We start from the raw sequence: 15979 nt of genomic DNA on the forward strand, positions 1-15979 counted from the left end.
CGGCGCTGCAACCTCACTCCGCCGCGACCACGCTTTCCGCATCCTCGAGCGGGTGCTTGAGGCGGCTCACCATCTCCTTGGGGCAGACCTGCACGAAGCGGGGCAGCGCGCTTTCCCAGTCCTCGAGGATCGACTGCGCCCAGCCGGAATCGGTTTCGCGGTGGTGCGCCTCCACGGCGGCGCGGAGCACGCCTTCCCAGTATGCGGCGCGCACCGGCTGCCAGACGACGCTGTCCGGGTTGGCGCGCGTGTCGAAATCGCCCGCCGTATCGTAGACGAAGGCCATGCCGCCGGTCATGCCCGCCGCGAAATTGTCGCCGACGGGCCCGAGGATCACCGCCATGCCGCCGGTCATGTACTCGCAGCCGTTGGCGCCGCAGCCCTCGACGACGACCTCCGCGCCCGAGTTGCGGACGGCGAACCGCTCGCCCGCCTGGCCCGCCGCGTAGAGGCGCCCCGCCGTGGCGCCGTAGAGCACGGTGTTGCCGATGATCGTGTTCTCGTTGGACTTGAGCGGCGAGGACACGAGCGGCCGCACCACGATGGTCGCGCCCGAAAGCCCCTTGCCGACATAGTCGTTGGCGTCGCCGAACACTTCGAGCTTCAGCCCCTGCACGGCGAAGGCGCCGAGCGACTGGCCGGCCGAGCCGCGCAGGCGCACATGCACGTGGCCGGGCGCGAGGCCGTTCATGCCGTACTTGCGCGTGATCGCCGAGGAGAAGCGCGTGCCGACCGCGCGGTGCGTGTTGCGCACGCTGTAGGTGAGCTGCATCTTCTCGCCGCGGTCGAACACCGCCTTCGCGTCGACGAGCATCTGCGCGTCGAGGCTGTCGGGCACCTCGTTGCGGCGGGTCGTGAGGTTGAAGCGCCGTTCGCTGTCGGGCGCGTCCACCTTGGCGAGGATGGGATTGAGGTCGAGGTCGTCGAGGTGCTCGGCGCCGCGGCTCACCTGACGCAGCAGCTCGGTGCGGCCGACCACCTCGTCGAGGCTGCGGAAGCCGAGGCTCGCGAGGATGTCGCGCACCTCCTCGGCGATGAAGCTCATCAGGTTGATGACCTTCTCCGGCGAGCCCGCGAACTTCTGGCGCAGCTTCTCGTCCTGCGTGCAGACGCCCACCGGGCAGGTATTCGAATGGCACTGGCGCACCATGATGCAGCCCATCGCGACGAGGGAGAGCGTGCCGATGCCGAATTCCTCGGCGCCGAGGATGGCGGCGATCACCACGTCGCGCCCGGTCTTGAGCCCGCCGTCGGTGCGCAGCTTCACGCGGCCGCGCAGGCTGTTCAGCGTCAGCACCTGGTTGACCTCGGTGAGGCCCATCTCCCACGGCGTGCCCGCGTACTTGATCGAGGTCTGCGGGGACGCGCCGGTGCCGCCGACGTTGCCCGAGACGAGGATCACGTCGGCGTGCGCCTTGGCGACGCCCGCCGCGATCGTGCCGATGCCCGCTTCCGACACCAGCTTCACGCAGACGCGCGCGTCGGGGTTGATCTGCTTCAGGTCATAGATGAGCTGCGCGAGGTCCTCGATCGAATAGATGTCGTGGTGCGGCGGCGGCGAGATCAGCATCACGCCCGGCGTCGAGTGCCTGAGGCGCGCGATCATCTCCGTCACCTTGAAGCCGGGCAATTGCCCGCCTTCGCCGGGCTTGGCGCCCTGCGCGACCTTGATCTCGATCTCCTCGCAGGCGTTGAGGTACTCGGCGGTGACGCCGAAGCGGCCGGAGGCGATCTGCTTGATCACCGAGTTCGCGTTGTCGCCGTTGGGGTAGGGCTTGTAGCGCGAGCGGTCCTCGCCGCCCTCGCCCGAGACGGCCTTGGCGCCGATGCGGTTCATGGCGATGGAGAGCGTCTCGTGCGCCTCGGGCGACAGCGCGCCGAGCGACATGCCCGGCGTCACGAACCGCTTGCGGATCTCGGCGATCGACTGCACCTCTTCCACCGGCACCGGCGGGCGCAGGTGATTGAATTCCAGCAGGTCGCGCAGATAGATCGGCGGCAGGTCGCGGATGCCGCGGCTGAACTGGAGGTAGGTGGAATAGGAGTCGCTCGCCACCGCCTGCTGGAGCAGGTGGATGAGGTTCGCCTGCCATGCGTGCGGCTCGCCGCCCGCGCGGTAGCGGTAGAGGCCGCCGACGGGCAGCGCCGTCACCTCCTCGTCGTAGGCGAGCAGATGCCGGTCGCGCGCGCTCACGTGCAGCGACGAGAAGCCCTCGCCCGAGATCTTCGCGGGCATCCCGGGGAAGAAATCGTTGACGAGCGCGCGCGACAGGCCGACCGCCTCGAAATTATAGCCGCCGCGGTAGGAGGAGATGACGCTGATGCCCATCTTCGCCATGATCTTGAGGAGGCCGTCCTCGATCGCCTTCCTGAAGCGGTTCACGCAGGTCGTGAGGTCCATGTCGCCGAACAGCCCCTTGGCATGGCGCGCCGCGATCGATTCCTGCGCGAGCCACGCGTTCACGGTGGTCGCGCCGACGCCGATCAGCACCGCGAAATAATGCGTGTCCATGCACTCCGCCGAACGCACGTTGATGCTGGCGAAGGAGCGCAGGCCCTTGCGCACGAGGTGCGTGTGCACGCCCGCCGCGGCGAGGATCATGGTGATGCCCGCGCGCGTCTTCGAGACGTTCTCGTCGGTGAGGAACAATTGGCTCTTGCCCGAACGCACGAGGTGTTCGGCCTCGGCGCGCACGCGCGCGATCGCCTCGCGCAGCGCGGCGGGGCCGCCCGCGACCTCGTAGGTGCAGTCGATGGTCGCGGCCTGATCGCCGAAATGGGCGAGCAGCCGCGCCCAGTCGCGGTTCGAGAGCACGGGCGATTCCATCACCACCACGCCCTGTTGCTTGGCGTCCTTGTCGAGGATGTTGGCGTAGTTCGAGAAGCGCGTCTTCAGGCTCATCACGCGCGTCTCGCGAAGCGAGTCGATCGGCGGGTTCGTCACCTGGCTGAAGTTCTGCCGGAAGAAGTGCGACAGGCAGCGCGGGTTCTCGGAGATGACCGCGAGCGGCGTGTCGTCGCCCATCGAGCCGACCGCTTCCTTGGCGTCCTCCACCATCGGCGCGAGGATCAGCTCCATGTCCTCCAGCGTGAGGCCGGCGGCGACCTGACGGCGGCGAAGCTCGTCGGCCTCCAGCGCCTGTCCCGGCTCCGGCGCGTCCGCGCCCGGCACATCGGCGAAGTTGCGGAAACCCTTCACCAGTGCGGCGTAGTCCGCCTCGCCCGCGACGCGGTCCTTGATCGCCTTGTCGTCGTAGTAGCGCGCCTCGTCGAGGTCGACGGCGATCATCTGGCCCGGCCCCAGCCGTCCCTTCTCGATCACGGTCGCCTCGGGCACCACGACCATGCCGGTCTCGGAGCCGACGATGAGCAAATTGTCGCTGGTGCGCGTGAAGCGCATGGGGCGCAGCGCGTTGCGGTCGACCGCGGCGGCGATCCAGCGCCCGTCGGTCATGGCGAGCGCGGCGGGGCCGTCCCACGGCTCCATGACGCTGGCGAAGAAGGCGTACATGTCGCGGTGCGCCTGCGCGAGCGTGGTGTCCTTGTTCCACGCCTCGGGCACCAGCATCAGCTTGGCGGTCGGCGCGTCGCGTCCCGAACGCACCATCACCTCGAACGTCGCGTCGAGCGCGGCGGTGTCCGATGCGCCCGCCGGGATCACCGGCTTGATGTCGCCCGAAAGCTCGCCGAAGGCCTGCGCGGCCATCTTGATCTCGTGGCTCTTCATCAGGTTCTTGTTGCCGCGAACCGTGTTGATCTCGCCGTTGTGGGCGATGCAGCGGAACGGCTGCGCCAGCCACCATGTCGGGAAGGTGTTCGTCGAATAGCGCTGGTGATAGATCGCGAAGCGGCTGACGAACTTCTCGTCCTGGAGATCGGGATAGAAGACGGACAGCGCCTCGGCGAGGAACAGCCCCTTGTAGATGATCGAGCGCGACGACAGCGAGCAGATGTAGAAGTCCCGGATCTGCGCTTCGACGATCTTCTTCTCGATGCGGCGGCGGATCAGGTACAGGTCCTTCTCGAACGCGTCCTGATTCTCGTAGTGGTCGCCCGGCTGGGGCCCCTTGATCATGATCTGCTCGATCTCGGGGCGCGTCTGCTTCGCCTTGTCGCCGATCACCGAGGTGTCGACGGGCACCTGCCGCCAGCCGTAGATCTCGTAGCCGAAGTCGATGATCTCGGATTCGACGATGCTGCGGCAGGTCTCCTGCTCGGCAAGGTTGGTGCGCGGCAGGAACACCTGTCCCACGGCGAGCAGGCGGTCGATGCGATGCTTGTGGCCGGCGTGCTCGATGTGCTTCGAGAAGAAGGCGATGGGCAGCTCGACATGGATGCCCGCGCCGTCGCCGGTCTTGCCGTCGGCGTCCACCGCGCCGCGGTGCCACACCGCCTTCAGCGCGTCGATGCCGAGCGTCACCACGCGCCGCGACGGCCTGCCGTCGGTCGCGGCGATCAGGCCGACGCCGCAGGCATCGGATTCCATCTCGGGGCGGTACATGCCCTCGCGGGCGATGCGTTCACGTTCGGCTTCGGTCGTCATTTCGCTTCATCCAGCATTTCGCGCTGCGCGCGGGCAAAACCATTGGAGACGGCGGCCATTCCGGCGGTCATCCCGGCGCGTTCGCCGATGGCCTTCATGCGAACCTGCGTCTGCTGCTCGGCTGCCATGAATTTCTGGCCCGCCGGGCTTTTCAGGAAGCCGATCGCGGCATCGAGTTCGGACGGCGAGAGCGCGGCCCGGTAGGCGGCCCGGAAATCGTCCAGCATTGCCGGATACGCCTTGCGCAGTTCGGCGAGGAATTCCTGGGCGAGGATCTTCTGCAACCGCTCTCGCCCGCCGCGTCCGTTCTCGATGATGTTGCGCACCGTGCCGCTGGTGCCGTTGTCGCTCTCGAGCTGCGCGACGACCTGCGTGCCGAACATCGGCACGAGGGTGGTGAAAACCTCGTCGAGCTTCGCCTCGACGCCCATCAGCCTGACGAGTTCGGATGCACGGTCGGGTTCCGCGGCGAGGGCAGGGGCGGCGGAGAGCAGCAGCGTCGCCGCGAGCGCGAAGACACGAGTTTTCATGCGGCGGCCTTTTCCTTCTGGGTGCCTGCGCGCTCGGCGAGGTACGCGTGCATGGTCTTCGCGACGTCGCGGCCGTCGCGGATCGCCCAGACGACGAGGCTGGCGCCGCGCACGATGTCGCCGGCGGCGAACACGCCGTCCACGCTCGTCATCATCGTCTTGTGGTCGGTGCGCAGCGTCCCCCAGCGCGTGACGGTGAGGTCGGGCGCGCCGAACAGCTGCGGCAGGTCCTCGGGATCGAAGCCGAGCGCCTTGATGACGAGATCGGCCTCCAGCCGGAAATCGCCGCCTTCCACCACCTCGGGCGCGCGCCGGCCGGAGGCGTCGGGCGCGCCGAGGCGCATCTGCTGCGCGCGGACGCCGGAAACATGGCCGTCCCTGTCGTCGAACGCCTGCGGGGCGGAGAGCCAGACGAACTCGACGCCTTCCTCTTCCGCGTTCGCCACCTCGCGCTGCGAGCCCGGCATGTTGGCGCGATCGCGGCGGTAGAGGCACTTCACCGAGGCGGCGCCCTGCCGCACGGCGGTCCGCACGCAGTCCATCGCCGTGTCGCCGCCGCCGATGACGACGACGTGCTTGCCCGCCGCGTTCAGCGCGCCGTCGTCGAACGCGGGCACGCTGTCGCCGAAGCCCTTGCGGTTGGAGGCGATCAGGTAGTCGAGCGCCGCGACGATGCCGCGTGCGCCGACGCCCGGCGCCTTGATGTCACGCGCCTTGTAGACGCCGGTGGCGACGAGCAGCGCGTCGTGCTTGGCGCGGAGCGCGGCGAGCGCCGCGTCGCGGCCGACCTCGAAATTGTAGTGGAAGACGATGCCGCCTTCCTCCAGCCGCGCGAGGCGCTGCATCACCACGGACTTTTCGAGCTTGAAGCCGGGGATGCCGTAGGTGAGGAGGCCGCCGCCGCGGTCGTAGCGGTCGTAGACGTGCACGTCGTAGCCGCGCCGCCGCAGATATTCGGCGGCGGTGAGGCCCGCCGGCCCTGCGCCGATGATGCCGACCGACTGGTCCGAGCGGTCCGCGAGGGGCCGCAGCGGACGCACCCAGCCTTCCTTCCACGCGGTGTCGGTGATGAACTTCTCGACCGAGCCGATGGTGACGGCGCCGTGGCCCGACTGCTCGATGACGCAATTGCCCTCGCACAGCCGATCCTGCGGGCAGATGCGGCCGCACACCTCGGGCATGGTGGAGGTGGATTCGGCAAGCTCCCACGCCTCCCGGATGCGCCCCTCGGCGGTGAGGCGCAGCCAGTCCGGGATGTTGTTGTGAAGCGGGCAGTGCACCTGGCAGAAGGGCACGCCGCACTGCGAGCAGCGCGAGGCCTGCTCCTCGGCCTTCGCCCGGATGAAGGCACGGTTGATCTCGAGGAAGTCGTCGTCGCGCTCGTCGGCGGGGCGCTTCTCCGGAAACGCCTGCGCGAGCCCCACGAACTTCAGCATATCCTTTTCGGCCACCCGATTTCCCCTTGCGGTTCCGGCGCGGCTTTTACGGTCGCGGACGGCGCTTGTCACGCAATTTCCCACTGATAGGACAATAATTATTACCTAATTTTCGTCCAAACCGGGCTTGTTGAGAACGGCTTGCAGAAAATGCGCCTCAAAAAAGGTCCGACACGGCCTTAACTCACCGGAGGACGACGCGAATCGGCTGTGCTATGCCCACGCCCGACCTTTCCGCCGGAGAGCCCATGTCGTTTCTGCAGCTGCTCATCATCGCCATCGTCCAGGGCGTCACCGAATTCCTGCCCATCTCGTCCTCCGGGCACCTGATCCTGATCCCCAAGCTCACCGACTTCCCGGATCAGGGGCCGATGATCGACGTCGCGGTTCACGTCGGCACCCTCGCCGCTATTTTCGTATACTTCTGGCGCGACGCGCTCGGCCTCGCGCGCGGCGGCCTTTCGAACCTCGGCGTGGTGAAGGCGCCCGCCGAGCGGCGGCTGTTCTGGTGGATCGCCATCGGCACGATCCCGGCGGTGGCGTTCGGCTTCTTCCTGAAAAGCGGCGGCTATCTCGAAGGCTTCCGCTCCACGCATCTCGTAGCGATCAACCTCATCGTCTACGGCCTGCTGCTGTGGGCGGCGGACCGCTGGGGCAAGCAGACCAAGGCCTATGAGGACCTGTCGCTCAAGGACGCGGTCCTCGTCGGCCTCGCGCAGGCCCTCGCGCTCATCCCCGGCACCAGCCGTTCCGGCGTCACCATGACGATGGCGCGCTTCCTCGGCTACGCGCGCCCGGAAGCCGCGCGCTTCTCGTTCCTGCTGTCGATGCCCGCCGTGGCGGGCGCGGGGCTGCTCGCGGCGCTCGACCTCGCCGAGGCGTCCGCCGCCATGCAGCGCGACGCCGTGATCGCGGGCGTGCTCACCTTCTTCGCCGCCGTGGCGACGATGGCGTTCCTGATGCGCTTCCTGCGCCGCGGCTCGATGCTGGTGTTCGTCGTCTACCGCGTGGCGCTCGGCGTGGTGCTGCTGGCCTTCTTCTAGGCGACGCTGAAGCGGCCGTGCGGCCGGAAGCGCACGAGCCAGCCCGGCGCGACCGCCGCCATCGGCGTCGCGTCCACCCCGAGCGCGGAAAGGCCGGGCGCGCCTTCGGGCACGACATTGTCCGTCTGCAGCATCTTCCACTGATCGGTGGTGAGCGGCGCGCCGGGGAGCCAGCCGGTGAGACTCGCGAGCAGGCCCGCGGCGGCGTCCGGCACGTCCACGAGCACCGGGTCGCGGCCGGTGGTCTGCGCGAGCCAATCGAGGAGCCCGCGCATCGTCAGCACGTCCGGTCCGCCGAGCGAAACCGTCTTGCCCGCATGGAGCGACGGCTCGCAGGCCGCGGCCGCAATCGCGCGCGCCACGTCGACGACATAGACGGGCTGGAACTTCGTTGCCGGCGCCACCACCGGCACCACCGGCAAACGGAGAAGCCCGGCGAAGCGGTTCAGGAAGCCGTCCTCGGAGCCGAAGATCACCGACGGGCGCAGGATCGTCGCCTTCGGGAAGGCGGCGCGCACGGCCGCTTCGCCGAGCGCCTTGCTGCGGCCGTAGCCCGATTCGCTCTCCGCGTCGGCGCCGAGCGCCGACACGTGCACCAGCACCGCCGCGCCCGCCGCCGCCGCGGCCTTCGCGATCGCCCCGGCGCCCTTCACGTGCACCGCCTCGAAGCCGCCGTGCGAATCGGAAAGCGTGCCGACGAGGTTGACGACGGCGTCGGCCCCCTCGACCGCGCGGGCAAGCGAGGCTGCGTTCCCAAGGTCCGTGCGGACGAAGTCGAGTTGGCCGAGCGCTGCGAGCGGGCGCACATGCAGGGCAAGGTGCGGATCGCGCGTCGCGACCCGCAGCCGCGCCCCCGTCTTCGCCAGCGCCTGCACGACATAGCGCCCCACGAAGCCCGAACCGCCGAAGATCGTAATCAGCTTCGCCACACCTGCATCCTTCCGGCCAGTCCAATCGTTCCCGCGCGGCATATTCCATACGCAGGCCCATTGACAAGCACGGGGACGGACCGTAACCCGCATCGCCTCGCGACATGGCGAGCATCCGACCCCGTGCCCAGGTGGCGGAATTGGTAGACGCGCTAGCTTCAGGTGCTAGTGCCGGTAACGGCGTGAAGGTTCGAGTCCTTTCCTGGGCACCATTTGTTCTTCCCTGAACGTCTCCATTAGCTTTACAAAACGGCAGAAATCTGCGAAAAACCATCCCAGACGGTTCGCAGTTGTTCGTGTTTGCTTCTCTGCAATCCGTCTCAGTTGGGGGCCTTTTTGGGGGCCTCTAACCGAAAACTGGAACGAGAGGCCCCCAAATGTCGCTGAAAGACGCAGAAATCCGAGCCTTTCGGCCAAGGGATGCCTCCTACAAGAAGGCTGATGAAAAGGGCCTCTATCTCGAAATTAATCCAAATGGATCAAAGTATTGGCGCCTAAAGTATCGCTTCAATGGTCGGGAGAAAAAGCTGGCGCTTGGGACCTATCCGGAAGTCGGTCTCGCTGCGGCACGGGCCAAAAGGGATGCGGCACGGGCGCAGCTCACCGGGGGGCAGGACCCGTCGTTTCAGCGGAAGCGTGAAAAGGTCATGGCGCAGATCAGCGCCGGGAACACCTTTGGCGGTGTTGCGGACGAGTTCATTGCCACAAAGTTGCAAGGCGAAGGCAAGTCTGACGCTACGCTGGTAAAAGCGCGCTGGTTTCTGGACCTGTTGCGCCCCGCGCTGGGTGAACGCCCCATTTCGGAAATCGAGCCGTCCGAAATTCTGGCCCCGCTCAAGACGCTGGAACGCAAGGGCCACCGCGAAACGGCGCGGCGCGTGCGTGCCTTTGCTAGTCGGGTATTTCGATACGGCGTTGCGACCGACCGTTGCAAGGCAGACCCCGCTGCACTGTTGCAGGGTGCGCTGATGGCGCCGAAGGTCACGCACCATGCGGCGATATTGGAACCCTTAAAGCTGGGCGAGTTGCTTCGCGCAGTGGACAGCTACACGGGAAGCCCGATTACCAAGTTCGCCATGCAGCTCGCCCCGCATGTTTTCGTGCGACCGGGAGAGTTGCGCCACGCTGAATGGGGCGAATTTGACCGCAAGGGCGCGATCTGGCTCATCCCGGCGGGTAAAATGAAGCAGCGCCGGCCACACTCCGTGCCTCTCTCCCGGCAGGTGCTGGAGCTGCTTGATGAACTGGAGCCACTGACTGGAGCGGCACGCTACCTGTTCCCATCCATGCAAACCTTGCAGCGCCCCATGAGCGAGAACACCATGAACGCCGCGTTTCGGCGCATGGGCTTTACCAGAACCGAGCTGACTGCGCATGGCCTGCGCGCAACGGCTTCCACGCTGCTGAACGAAAGCGGAAAATGGTCCCCTGATGCGATTGAGCGCGCTCTTGCCCACGGCGAAAGCGATGCCGTGCGCGGCGCGTATCATCGCGGCCAGCATTGGCAGGAACGGGTAAAAATGGCGCAGTGGTGGAGCGATCACCTGGATGCGCTGCGGTCAGGCGCCGAGATAATAGAACTGCACGTGCCTGCAAGGGCGGGGAATGACTGAATCCACATGGCCAGACCCAACGGAGTGGATCAACGGCCTTACCCATGACCTGACGCATCGGATTGCCGCCTATGAAAGCGAAACCGATGCCGATCTGAAACGCAACAAGGCGGCCGGTTATATCGGCTGCATCGCCGGTCATCTGGGCTTGCTCCCAGCTTTCAGGAACAATGACCTGCTGATGCCCATCAAGGACCTGTTGATTTTCGTGCATGCATTGGAGCACGGAGGCAGCGGGCATCCTTGGACAAAGCCGGTCAACTACGGCGGCACCAATGCCGAAACCCTCGCTGAAACCGAGGTCCGTGTTTGGGTGGTGATGGGAGTATGGTCGCTGCTGGAAGGCGGCTACTCCAAGAACAAGGCTTACAAGTACCTCGCGCGTGCAATGACGGAATCGGGGCGTACCTCGAAGGGCCAGCCCTACTCCCACCGCAATGTCCAGCGCTGGTGGCTCGCCTACGAGAACGGAACCGACCCGCGACTGGAGAAGGTGCAAGAGCATATCGAGAACTACTGGGCCAAGATGCCGTGCCCGCATGGCTCGCGCATGTATGAATGCGGAAGCCGCCCTGATTCTCGCCGCTGCGCCGCGTGGCGGGCCGTAGCGGAAGAATTTGCGGCGAATGCACTCAAGGTCGCCAACTTCAGAGACTGGTTCGTTTCGCGCTAGAAAAATGAACCAGTGTCCGCGTGTATGAGGAAGCACCAACAACCTTACAGGTGCTTCTATGGATCGACTTCTTACCATCAAGGACTTCATGGATCGCTACGGCGTTGGCCGATCGACCGTGTACCGCGAAAATGCAGCGCAGCGCCTGCCGTTCCGAAAGGTCGGCCGTTCGACCCGGATTGCGCAGAGTGACGCGACCGCGTGGTTTGAGAAGCTGCCGCTGCGCTGATTCATTTCATCCCCGGCCGTTCCTTTGAAACTTGCGCGGTTTTGTCCGGCGGCGTTCCCCGACGATCCAGCCGAAATTGGAGAAAACGGCGAAAATCCGGGGCTTGGCGGCGAAGGCAATGCCTCCCCCCATATAGGAGGGATTTTCAAGGCGGCCGGGCACTACGCAGGCGGGTTGCGGCGTGGCGGCGCGCGCAATAGGGCCGACCGGATCAGCCATACGCTCACCGAAGCCCAATGCTTCGCGCTGATCGATGCTGCGGAGAGGGCATTGGGCGTCGGCCGGCCATTCAACCGTTTCGTGACCATCCTTTGGGAGCGTGGCGGAATCGCAAACGGTGAGAACGCTGGAACGACCGGCCGATTTGTGAAGCTGGCAAGCGATTGGGCGCGGCGGCGCGGCTATCGCCTGCCGTGGGCCTGGGTACAGGAGCATGGGCCAGTGAACGGCGCGCATGTCCACATGCTGCTGCACGTGCCGCCAGACCTCGACCCGCTCTTCCGACCGATGCCCCTGCGCTGGGTCAAGCATCTGCTTCCCGGCCGTTACGTGCCGAGCGTACTGCAATGCCAGAAAATAGCCGGCGGGCGGTACTACTCGGCAGCGCCAGACCTCTACAGGGTGAATCTGGAGCGGAAGCTGGAGTATATGCTGAAAGCTTCGTCCGGAGAAATTGCCGCACGGTTTACGGGGCCTTGGCTGCCGCGTGCGTGTACCGTTCAGGGAAAGCGAGCGGGTGTTTGGCAGTGCGCCATGCCTGGCACCCATAACATGGCCTGAAGGCGACCAAGTTTGCTTATGATTTAGGAAAATCTTGGCGGCGGGTGTCGGGGCGGCTAACCATGCCGAGCGCGAAAGGGGGCAACATGCGGACCATGGCTGTATCAGGGAACAAGGATGACTGACCCCAGCCTGTTCGTATCCGGCACGCTATTCACGCATGACTATCTGGTCGCAGGTATCACAGAGACATCCGAATTTGCGGCCGTCGATACGGGGGCCGTGCGTGCCACATTGTGCGAAATCCTTGTCGGGTTTCCACATGACAGCAAGCCTAACGAGGCGACCACCGAAAGCGATTTCATCTGGCCGGTTCTGCGCGCCCTTGGATGGGCGGATTATCTGACCCAGCAGAATTTGTCGGCGTCCGGGCGGGTTGACGTGCCGGATGCCCTGCTGTTCATCAATGAGGCGGCGAAGCAGCGGGCGAACGGCCACGGCGAGGAGTGGAAGCGCTACCAGTTCGGTGCCGCGATCGTCGAAAGCAAACGCTGGGGCCGCGCGCTGGACCGGGCCGAGGGGCGCGGCGAACGGGATACGCCGTCCACCCAACTGCTGCGCTACCTGCGCCGCATCGACGATCTGACCGCTGGCGAACTGCGCTGGGGCATCCTTACAAATGGGGCCAGGTGGCGTCTCTATTTCGCCGGGGCTCGCTCCACTATCGACGACTATCTGGAACTGGACCTGACCCGCATCATGGAGCTGGGCGGCGACCTACTGGATACGGGCATAAGTGATGATGAACGCGATCACTGGCTGGCGGTTTTTGTTGCCATGTTCTCGCGCGCCGCGTTCGACAGGACGGGCGCAGACAAGCGTAGCTTTCATGACAGGGCGCGCAGCGACGCCGCCTTCTATGAGGAGCGTGTTGCCAAAAGCCTGTCCGACCTTGTGTTCGATCGGCTCTATCCAGCGCTGGGCCGCGCGATTGCCAATGCTGCCCCTGCCCACACGCCGCTGGGGGAGGTCCGGCAGGCGACGCTGATTCTCCTCTACCGGTTGCTGTTCGTACTCTATGCCGAGGATCGGGGCCTGCTGCCGGTCAAGGACCAGCGCTATGACGACTATGCGCTGCGCGAACGGCGGATGGAAATCGGCCGGCGGAAGGATAGTGGCGACAGCTTCTCGACGGTCGCGAAAACCATCTGGCACAATTTCGGCGACCTTGCAGAAATGATCGACAAGGGCGATCCGTCGGTCGGCCTGCCGCCCTACAATGGCGGGCTGTTCAGCAGCGAGCAGACGCCGCTTCTCAAAGCCATCGCGCTCGGTGATGACGTAATGGCCGAGGCGATCGACATTCTCTCCTGGGAACGGCGCGACGGGCAGCGGCGCTATATCAACTATCGCGACCTTTCAGTGCAGCAATTGGGGTCCATCTACGAACGGCTACTGGAGTTCGAGCTGACACGCGGCGACGCGGGCGACGTGGATATTCGCCCCAACATCTTCGCGCGCAAAAGCTCCGGCAGCTACTATACGCCCGACGATCTGGTGCTTCTGATCCTCGACGAAACGCTGGAACCATTGATCGCGGACGCCCTGGCCGCTTTCACGGATGCGTTGGATAAGCTGCGGCGGCAGGACAGCGAGGATTTCCGCATAGCGCAATTGCAGAAGGTCGATCCCGCCAAGGCCATCACGCGGCTGCGCATCTGCGATCCGGCCATGGGATCGGGCCATTTCCTGGTCAGCCTTGTCGATCGGCTGACCAACCATGCCCTGAACGCAATGGCGGAGGCGGCGGCACTGGCGCGGGCGCCCGGCATCGATCTGGATTATGAATCTCCGGTCGCCGAGGAAATTCGCAAAATCCGGGCGACCATCCGTCACAATGCCGAGGATGCCCGATGGGCGGTCAGCGAGGATCAGCTGGACGATCCCCAACTGGTCAAGCGCATGGTGCTGAAGCGCTGCATCTACGGCGTGGACAAGAATCCGATGGCGGTGGAGCTGGCGAAGGTGTCGCTATGGCTCCACACCTTCACGGTCGGCGCGCCGCTGTCCTTCATCGATCACCATCTGGCGGCCGGGGACAGCCTGTTCGGCCTGTGGGTGCGCGATGCGATCGACCGGGCGGCGAAGGGCGGCGAACTGTTTTACGCCGATGCGCTGCGCAACGCCCAGCGGCAGGCGGTCGCCATGCGCACGATCGAGGCGCTGACCGATGCGGAAATAGCCGAGGCGCACCGCTCAGCCGAAATGTGGACCGATGTTGAGGCGCAGACGGGGCCGCTCGACAGCTTCGTCAGCTTCATGCACGCGCTCGACTGGCTGAACCTGCCAAGGACGGACAGGGCTTTGGTCAACCTCTGGCTGGACGGTCAGTTTGGTGACCCCGTGTCGCTGGCGCGCGGGCGCATCGCCCCCGAAGCCGGCAAGGCACGCCCGGACGAAGTGGAGCGTTTCACGCAAATATGGTGCGCCGCGCGCGACCTGATCAGCGAGGAGCGTTTCCTCAACTGGCAAATCACCTTCCCCGGCGTCTGGGAAAACTGGGCCAGCGCGGCTCGGGAGGGCGGCTTTGATGCCGTCGTCGGCAATCCGCCATGGGACCGGATCAAATTGCAACAGGTGGAATGGTTCGCCGCGCGCCGGCCGGAAATCGCGCGGGCGCAGCGCGCTTCCGATCGGTCAAGGATGATCAGGGCGCTGGAGGAGGCGGGCGACCCGCTCTACGCTGATTATCAGAAGGCCGACCGGCGCGCGGGCGACGCCGCGCGGGTGGCGCGCGGGTCAGGCCATTACCCGCTGCTCAGCCGGGGCGACATCAACCTGTACAGCCTGTTCGTCGAGCGCGCCCATGCACTGGTGAGGCCCGGCGGCATGGTGGGCCTGCTGACCCCCAGCGGCATCGCATCGGACCTGTCGGCGAGCGCCTTTTTCCGGAAGGTCGCGACCGGCGGCCACCTGAAGACGCTTTATGATTTCGAAAACAAGAAGGTCTTTTTCCCGGACGTCCACGCCAGCTTCAAGTTTTGCATATTTGTCGCGAGTCCGGCACGCACGTTCAGCGCGGCAATATGCTCTTTCTATCTGCACTCGATTGAAGAACTGAAAAACCCCGATCAAGTGTTTCCGATCACAGCGACGGACTTCGCGCGCGTGAATCCAAACACCGGCACCGCGCCCATTTTCCGCACCCGGCGCGACATGGCGCTGACGACGGCCATTTATGAGCGGCTGCCGGTGCTGGTGGATCGGTCGGGCGACGAGCCTGTCGCGGCCTGGCCTGTCCGATATGTTCGCATGTTCGACATGACCAACGACAGCCATCTGTTCCGGACGCAGGCGGAGCTGGAGGAGAAGGAAGGCGCGTGGCCGGTCGGCGGCAACCGCTGGAAGTCCGAGGCGGGCGAGTGGGTGCCGCTTTATGTCGGCCGCATGCTCCACCTGTTCGACCACCGGGCGGCATCGGTGTCCGTTAACGAGGCAAACCTGCACAACCCGGCGCTGAGTGTTGAAGTGACGCCGGAAATGAAAGCTGATCCAGCCTATTTCCCGACTCCACAGTATTGGGTTGCCAGCACGACTGACGCTCCGAGCAAGCCTGCAATAGCGTTCCGCGACATTGCAAGAGCAACAGACGTTCGGACGTTCATAGCGTCGTTCATACCCAGCGGAAGCGCGGGAAACACTGCGCCGCTGCTTGTGAGCGACCTGCCATTTGTCGATCAGGCTCTGATGTTAGGCAACATCAATTCAACCGTCCTCGACTATGTGGCGCGTCAGAAGGCGCAAAGCACGCATCTGAACTGGTATATTGTCGAGCAGCTGCCAATCATTCCACCTGCCGGCTATGGTCGCGCCTTCGGCGCCAAAACCGCTTCTGAAATCGTGCGGCAAACGGTGCTGGAGCTGACCTATACTGCGCACGACATGGCACCGTTCGCGCGCGACATGGGCCATGTCGATGCAGCGGGCAACGTGCTGCCGCCCTTCGTCTGGGATGAGGAGCGCCGCCTGCATCTGCGGGCGAAGCTCGATGCGCTCTATTTCATTCTCTACGGCGTCTATGATCCCGCTGATCCGGCGGCGAGCCGCGATGATATCCGCTACATCTATTCAACTTTCCCGATCGTCGAGCGGCAGGAAATCGCCGCCTGGGGCTGCTATCGCAGCCGCGATCTCTGCCTTGCCTATCTCAACGCCCTGATTGCGGGCCAGCCGGATGCCGAGGTGACGGGATAGGGAGCATTG

At 65.3% G+C, this 15979-nt stretch carries 10 protein-coding genes and 1 tRNA gene; 7 read left to right on the forward strand and 4 right to left on the reverse strand.

Annotation, left to right across the window (positions count from 1 at the left end; all coding sequences use genetic code 11):
- Window positions 1-13: 13 nt before the first annotated feature.
- From gltB to PE061_RS10095, 3 genes are read right to left on the reverse strand one after another with little or no spacing between them, the layout of a single operon-like run.
- Window positions 14-4543: a glutamate synthase large subunit gene (gene gltB / locus PE061_RS10085; RefSeq protein ID WP_271258949.1), complete on the reverse strand. Its 4530-nt coding sequence runs from the start codon at window positions 4541-4543 to the stop codon at window positions 14-16.
- Entirely contained in the window at window positions 4540-5073 is a 534-nt protein-coding gene (locus PE061_RS10090) for a DUF2059 domain-containing protein (RefSeq protein ID WP_271258950.1), read from the reverse strand. The genes gltB and PE061_RS10090 overlap by 4 nt, the downstream gene beginning before the upstream one ends.
- Complete coding sequence (locus PE061_RS10095; RefSeq protein WP_271258951.1) at window positions 5070-6524, reverse strand: NAD(P)-dependent oxidoreductase; 1455 nt, start codon at window positions 6522-6524, stop codon at window positions 5070-5072. The genes PE061_RS10090 and PE061_RS10095 overlap by 4 nt, the downstream gene beginning before the upstream one ends.
- 233 nt (window positions 6525-6757) lie before the next feature.
- Here PE061_RS10095 and PE061_RS10100 point away from each other — a divergent pair, with 233 nt between their 5' ends.
- The gene (locus PE061_RS10100) at window positions 6758-7552 is read left to right on the forward strand and encodes an undecaprenyl-diphosphate phosphatase (protein ID WP_271258952.1); all 795 of its coding nucleotides are present in this window, start codon (window positions 6758-6760) and stop codon (window positions 7550-7552) included.
- Here PE061_RS10100 and PE061_RS10105 read toward each other — a convergent pair.
- Window positions 7549-8481 (reverse strand): complex I NDUFA9 subunit family protein, encoded by a 933-nt coding sequence (locus PE061_RS10105; protein WP_271258953.1) that lies wholly within the window; start codon window positions 8479-8481, stop codon window positions 7549-7551. The two genes, PE061_RS10100 and PE061_RS10105, sit on opposite strands and share 4 nt — an antisense overlap.
- 125 nt (window positions 8482-8606) lie before the next feature.
- Here PE061_RS10105 and PE061_RS10110 point away from each other — a divergent pair.
- From PE061_RS10110 to PE061_RS10135, 6 genes are all read left to right on the forward strand, one after another.
- A tRNA-Leu gene (locus PE061_RS10110) sits at window positions 8607-8693 on the forward strand.
- A gap of 165 nt (window positions 8694-8858) precedes the next feature.
- Window positions 8859-10094, forward strand: coding sequence for a tyrosine-type recombinase/integrase (locus tag PE061_RS10115; RefSeq protein WP_271258954.1), 1236 nt, complete (start codon window positions 8859-8861; stop codon window positions 10092-10094).
- A complete protein-coding gene (locus PE061_RS10120; RefSeq protein ID WP_271258955.1) occupies window positions 10087-10767 on the forward strand; it encodes a hypothetical protein in 681 nt (226 codons plus the stop codon). The genes PE061_RS10115 and PE061_RS10120 overlap by 8 nt, the downstream gene beginning before the upstream one ends.
- A 58-nt stretch (window positions 10768-10825) precedes the next feature.
- Window positions 10826-10996 (forward strand): helix-turn-helix domain-containing protein, encoded by a 171-nt coding sequence (locus tag PE061_RS10125; protein WP_271258956.1) that lies wholly within the window; start codon window positions 10826-10828, stop codon window positions 10994-10996.
- Between the two features lie 24 nt (window positions 10997-11020).
- Window positions 11021-11776 carry a hypothetical protein gene (locus PE061_RS10130; RefSeq protein WP_271258957.1) on the forward strand — a complete coding sequence of 252 codons (756 nt, stop codon included), beginning with the start codon at window positions 11021-11023 and terminating at the stop codon, window positions 11774-11776.
- Between the two features lie 117 nt (window positions 11777-11893).
- A complete protein-coding gene (locus PE061_RS10135; protein WP_271258958.1) occupies window positions 11894-15970 on the forward strand; it encodes an Eco57I restriction-modification methylase domain-containing protein in 4077 nt (1358 codons plus the stop codon).
- The last annotated feature ends 9 nt before the right edge of the window (window positions 15971-15979 follow it).

It is taken from the genome of Sphingosinicella microcystinivorans, assembly GCF_027941835.1.
Lineage (GTDB): Bacteria > Pseudomonadota > Alphaproteobacteria > Sphingomonadales > Sphingomonadaceae > Sphingosinicella.

Bases quoted from the DNA above. Each gene is read 5' to 3' on its own strand.
- PE061_RS10120 (WP_271258955.1), top strand. From the start codon at position 10,087: ATGACTGAATCCACATGGCCAGACCCAACGGAGTGGATCAACGGCCTT.
- PE061_RS10100 (WP_271258952.1), top strand. From the start codon at position 6,758: ATGTCGTTTCTGCAGCTGCTCATCATCGCCATCGTCCAGGGCGTCACC.
- PE061_RS10125 (WP_271258956.1), top strand. From the start codon at position 10,826: ATGGATCGACTTCTTACCATCAAGGACTTCATGGATCGCTACGGCGTT.
- PE061_RS10090 (WP_271258950.1), bottom strand. From the start codon at position 5,073: ATGAAAACTCGTGTCTTCGCGCTCGCGGCGACGCTGCTGCTCTCCGCC.
- gltB (WP_271258949.1), bottom strand. From the start codon at position 4,543: ATGACGACCGAAGCCGAACGTGAACGCATCGCCCGCGAGGGCATGTAC.
- PE061_RS10135 (WP_271258958.1), top strand. From the start codon at position 11,894: ATGACTGACCCCAGCCTGTTCGTATCCGGCACGCTATTCACGCATGAC.
- PE061_RS10115 (WP_271258954.1), top strand. From the start codon at position 8,859: ATGTCGCTGAAAGACGCAGAAATCCGAGCCTTTCGGCCAAGGGATGCC.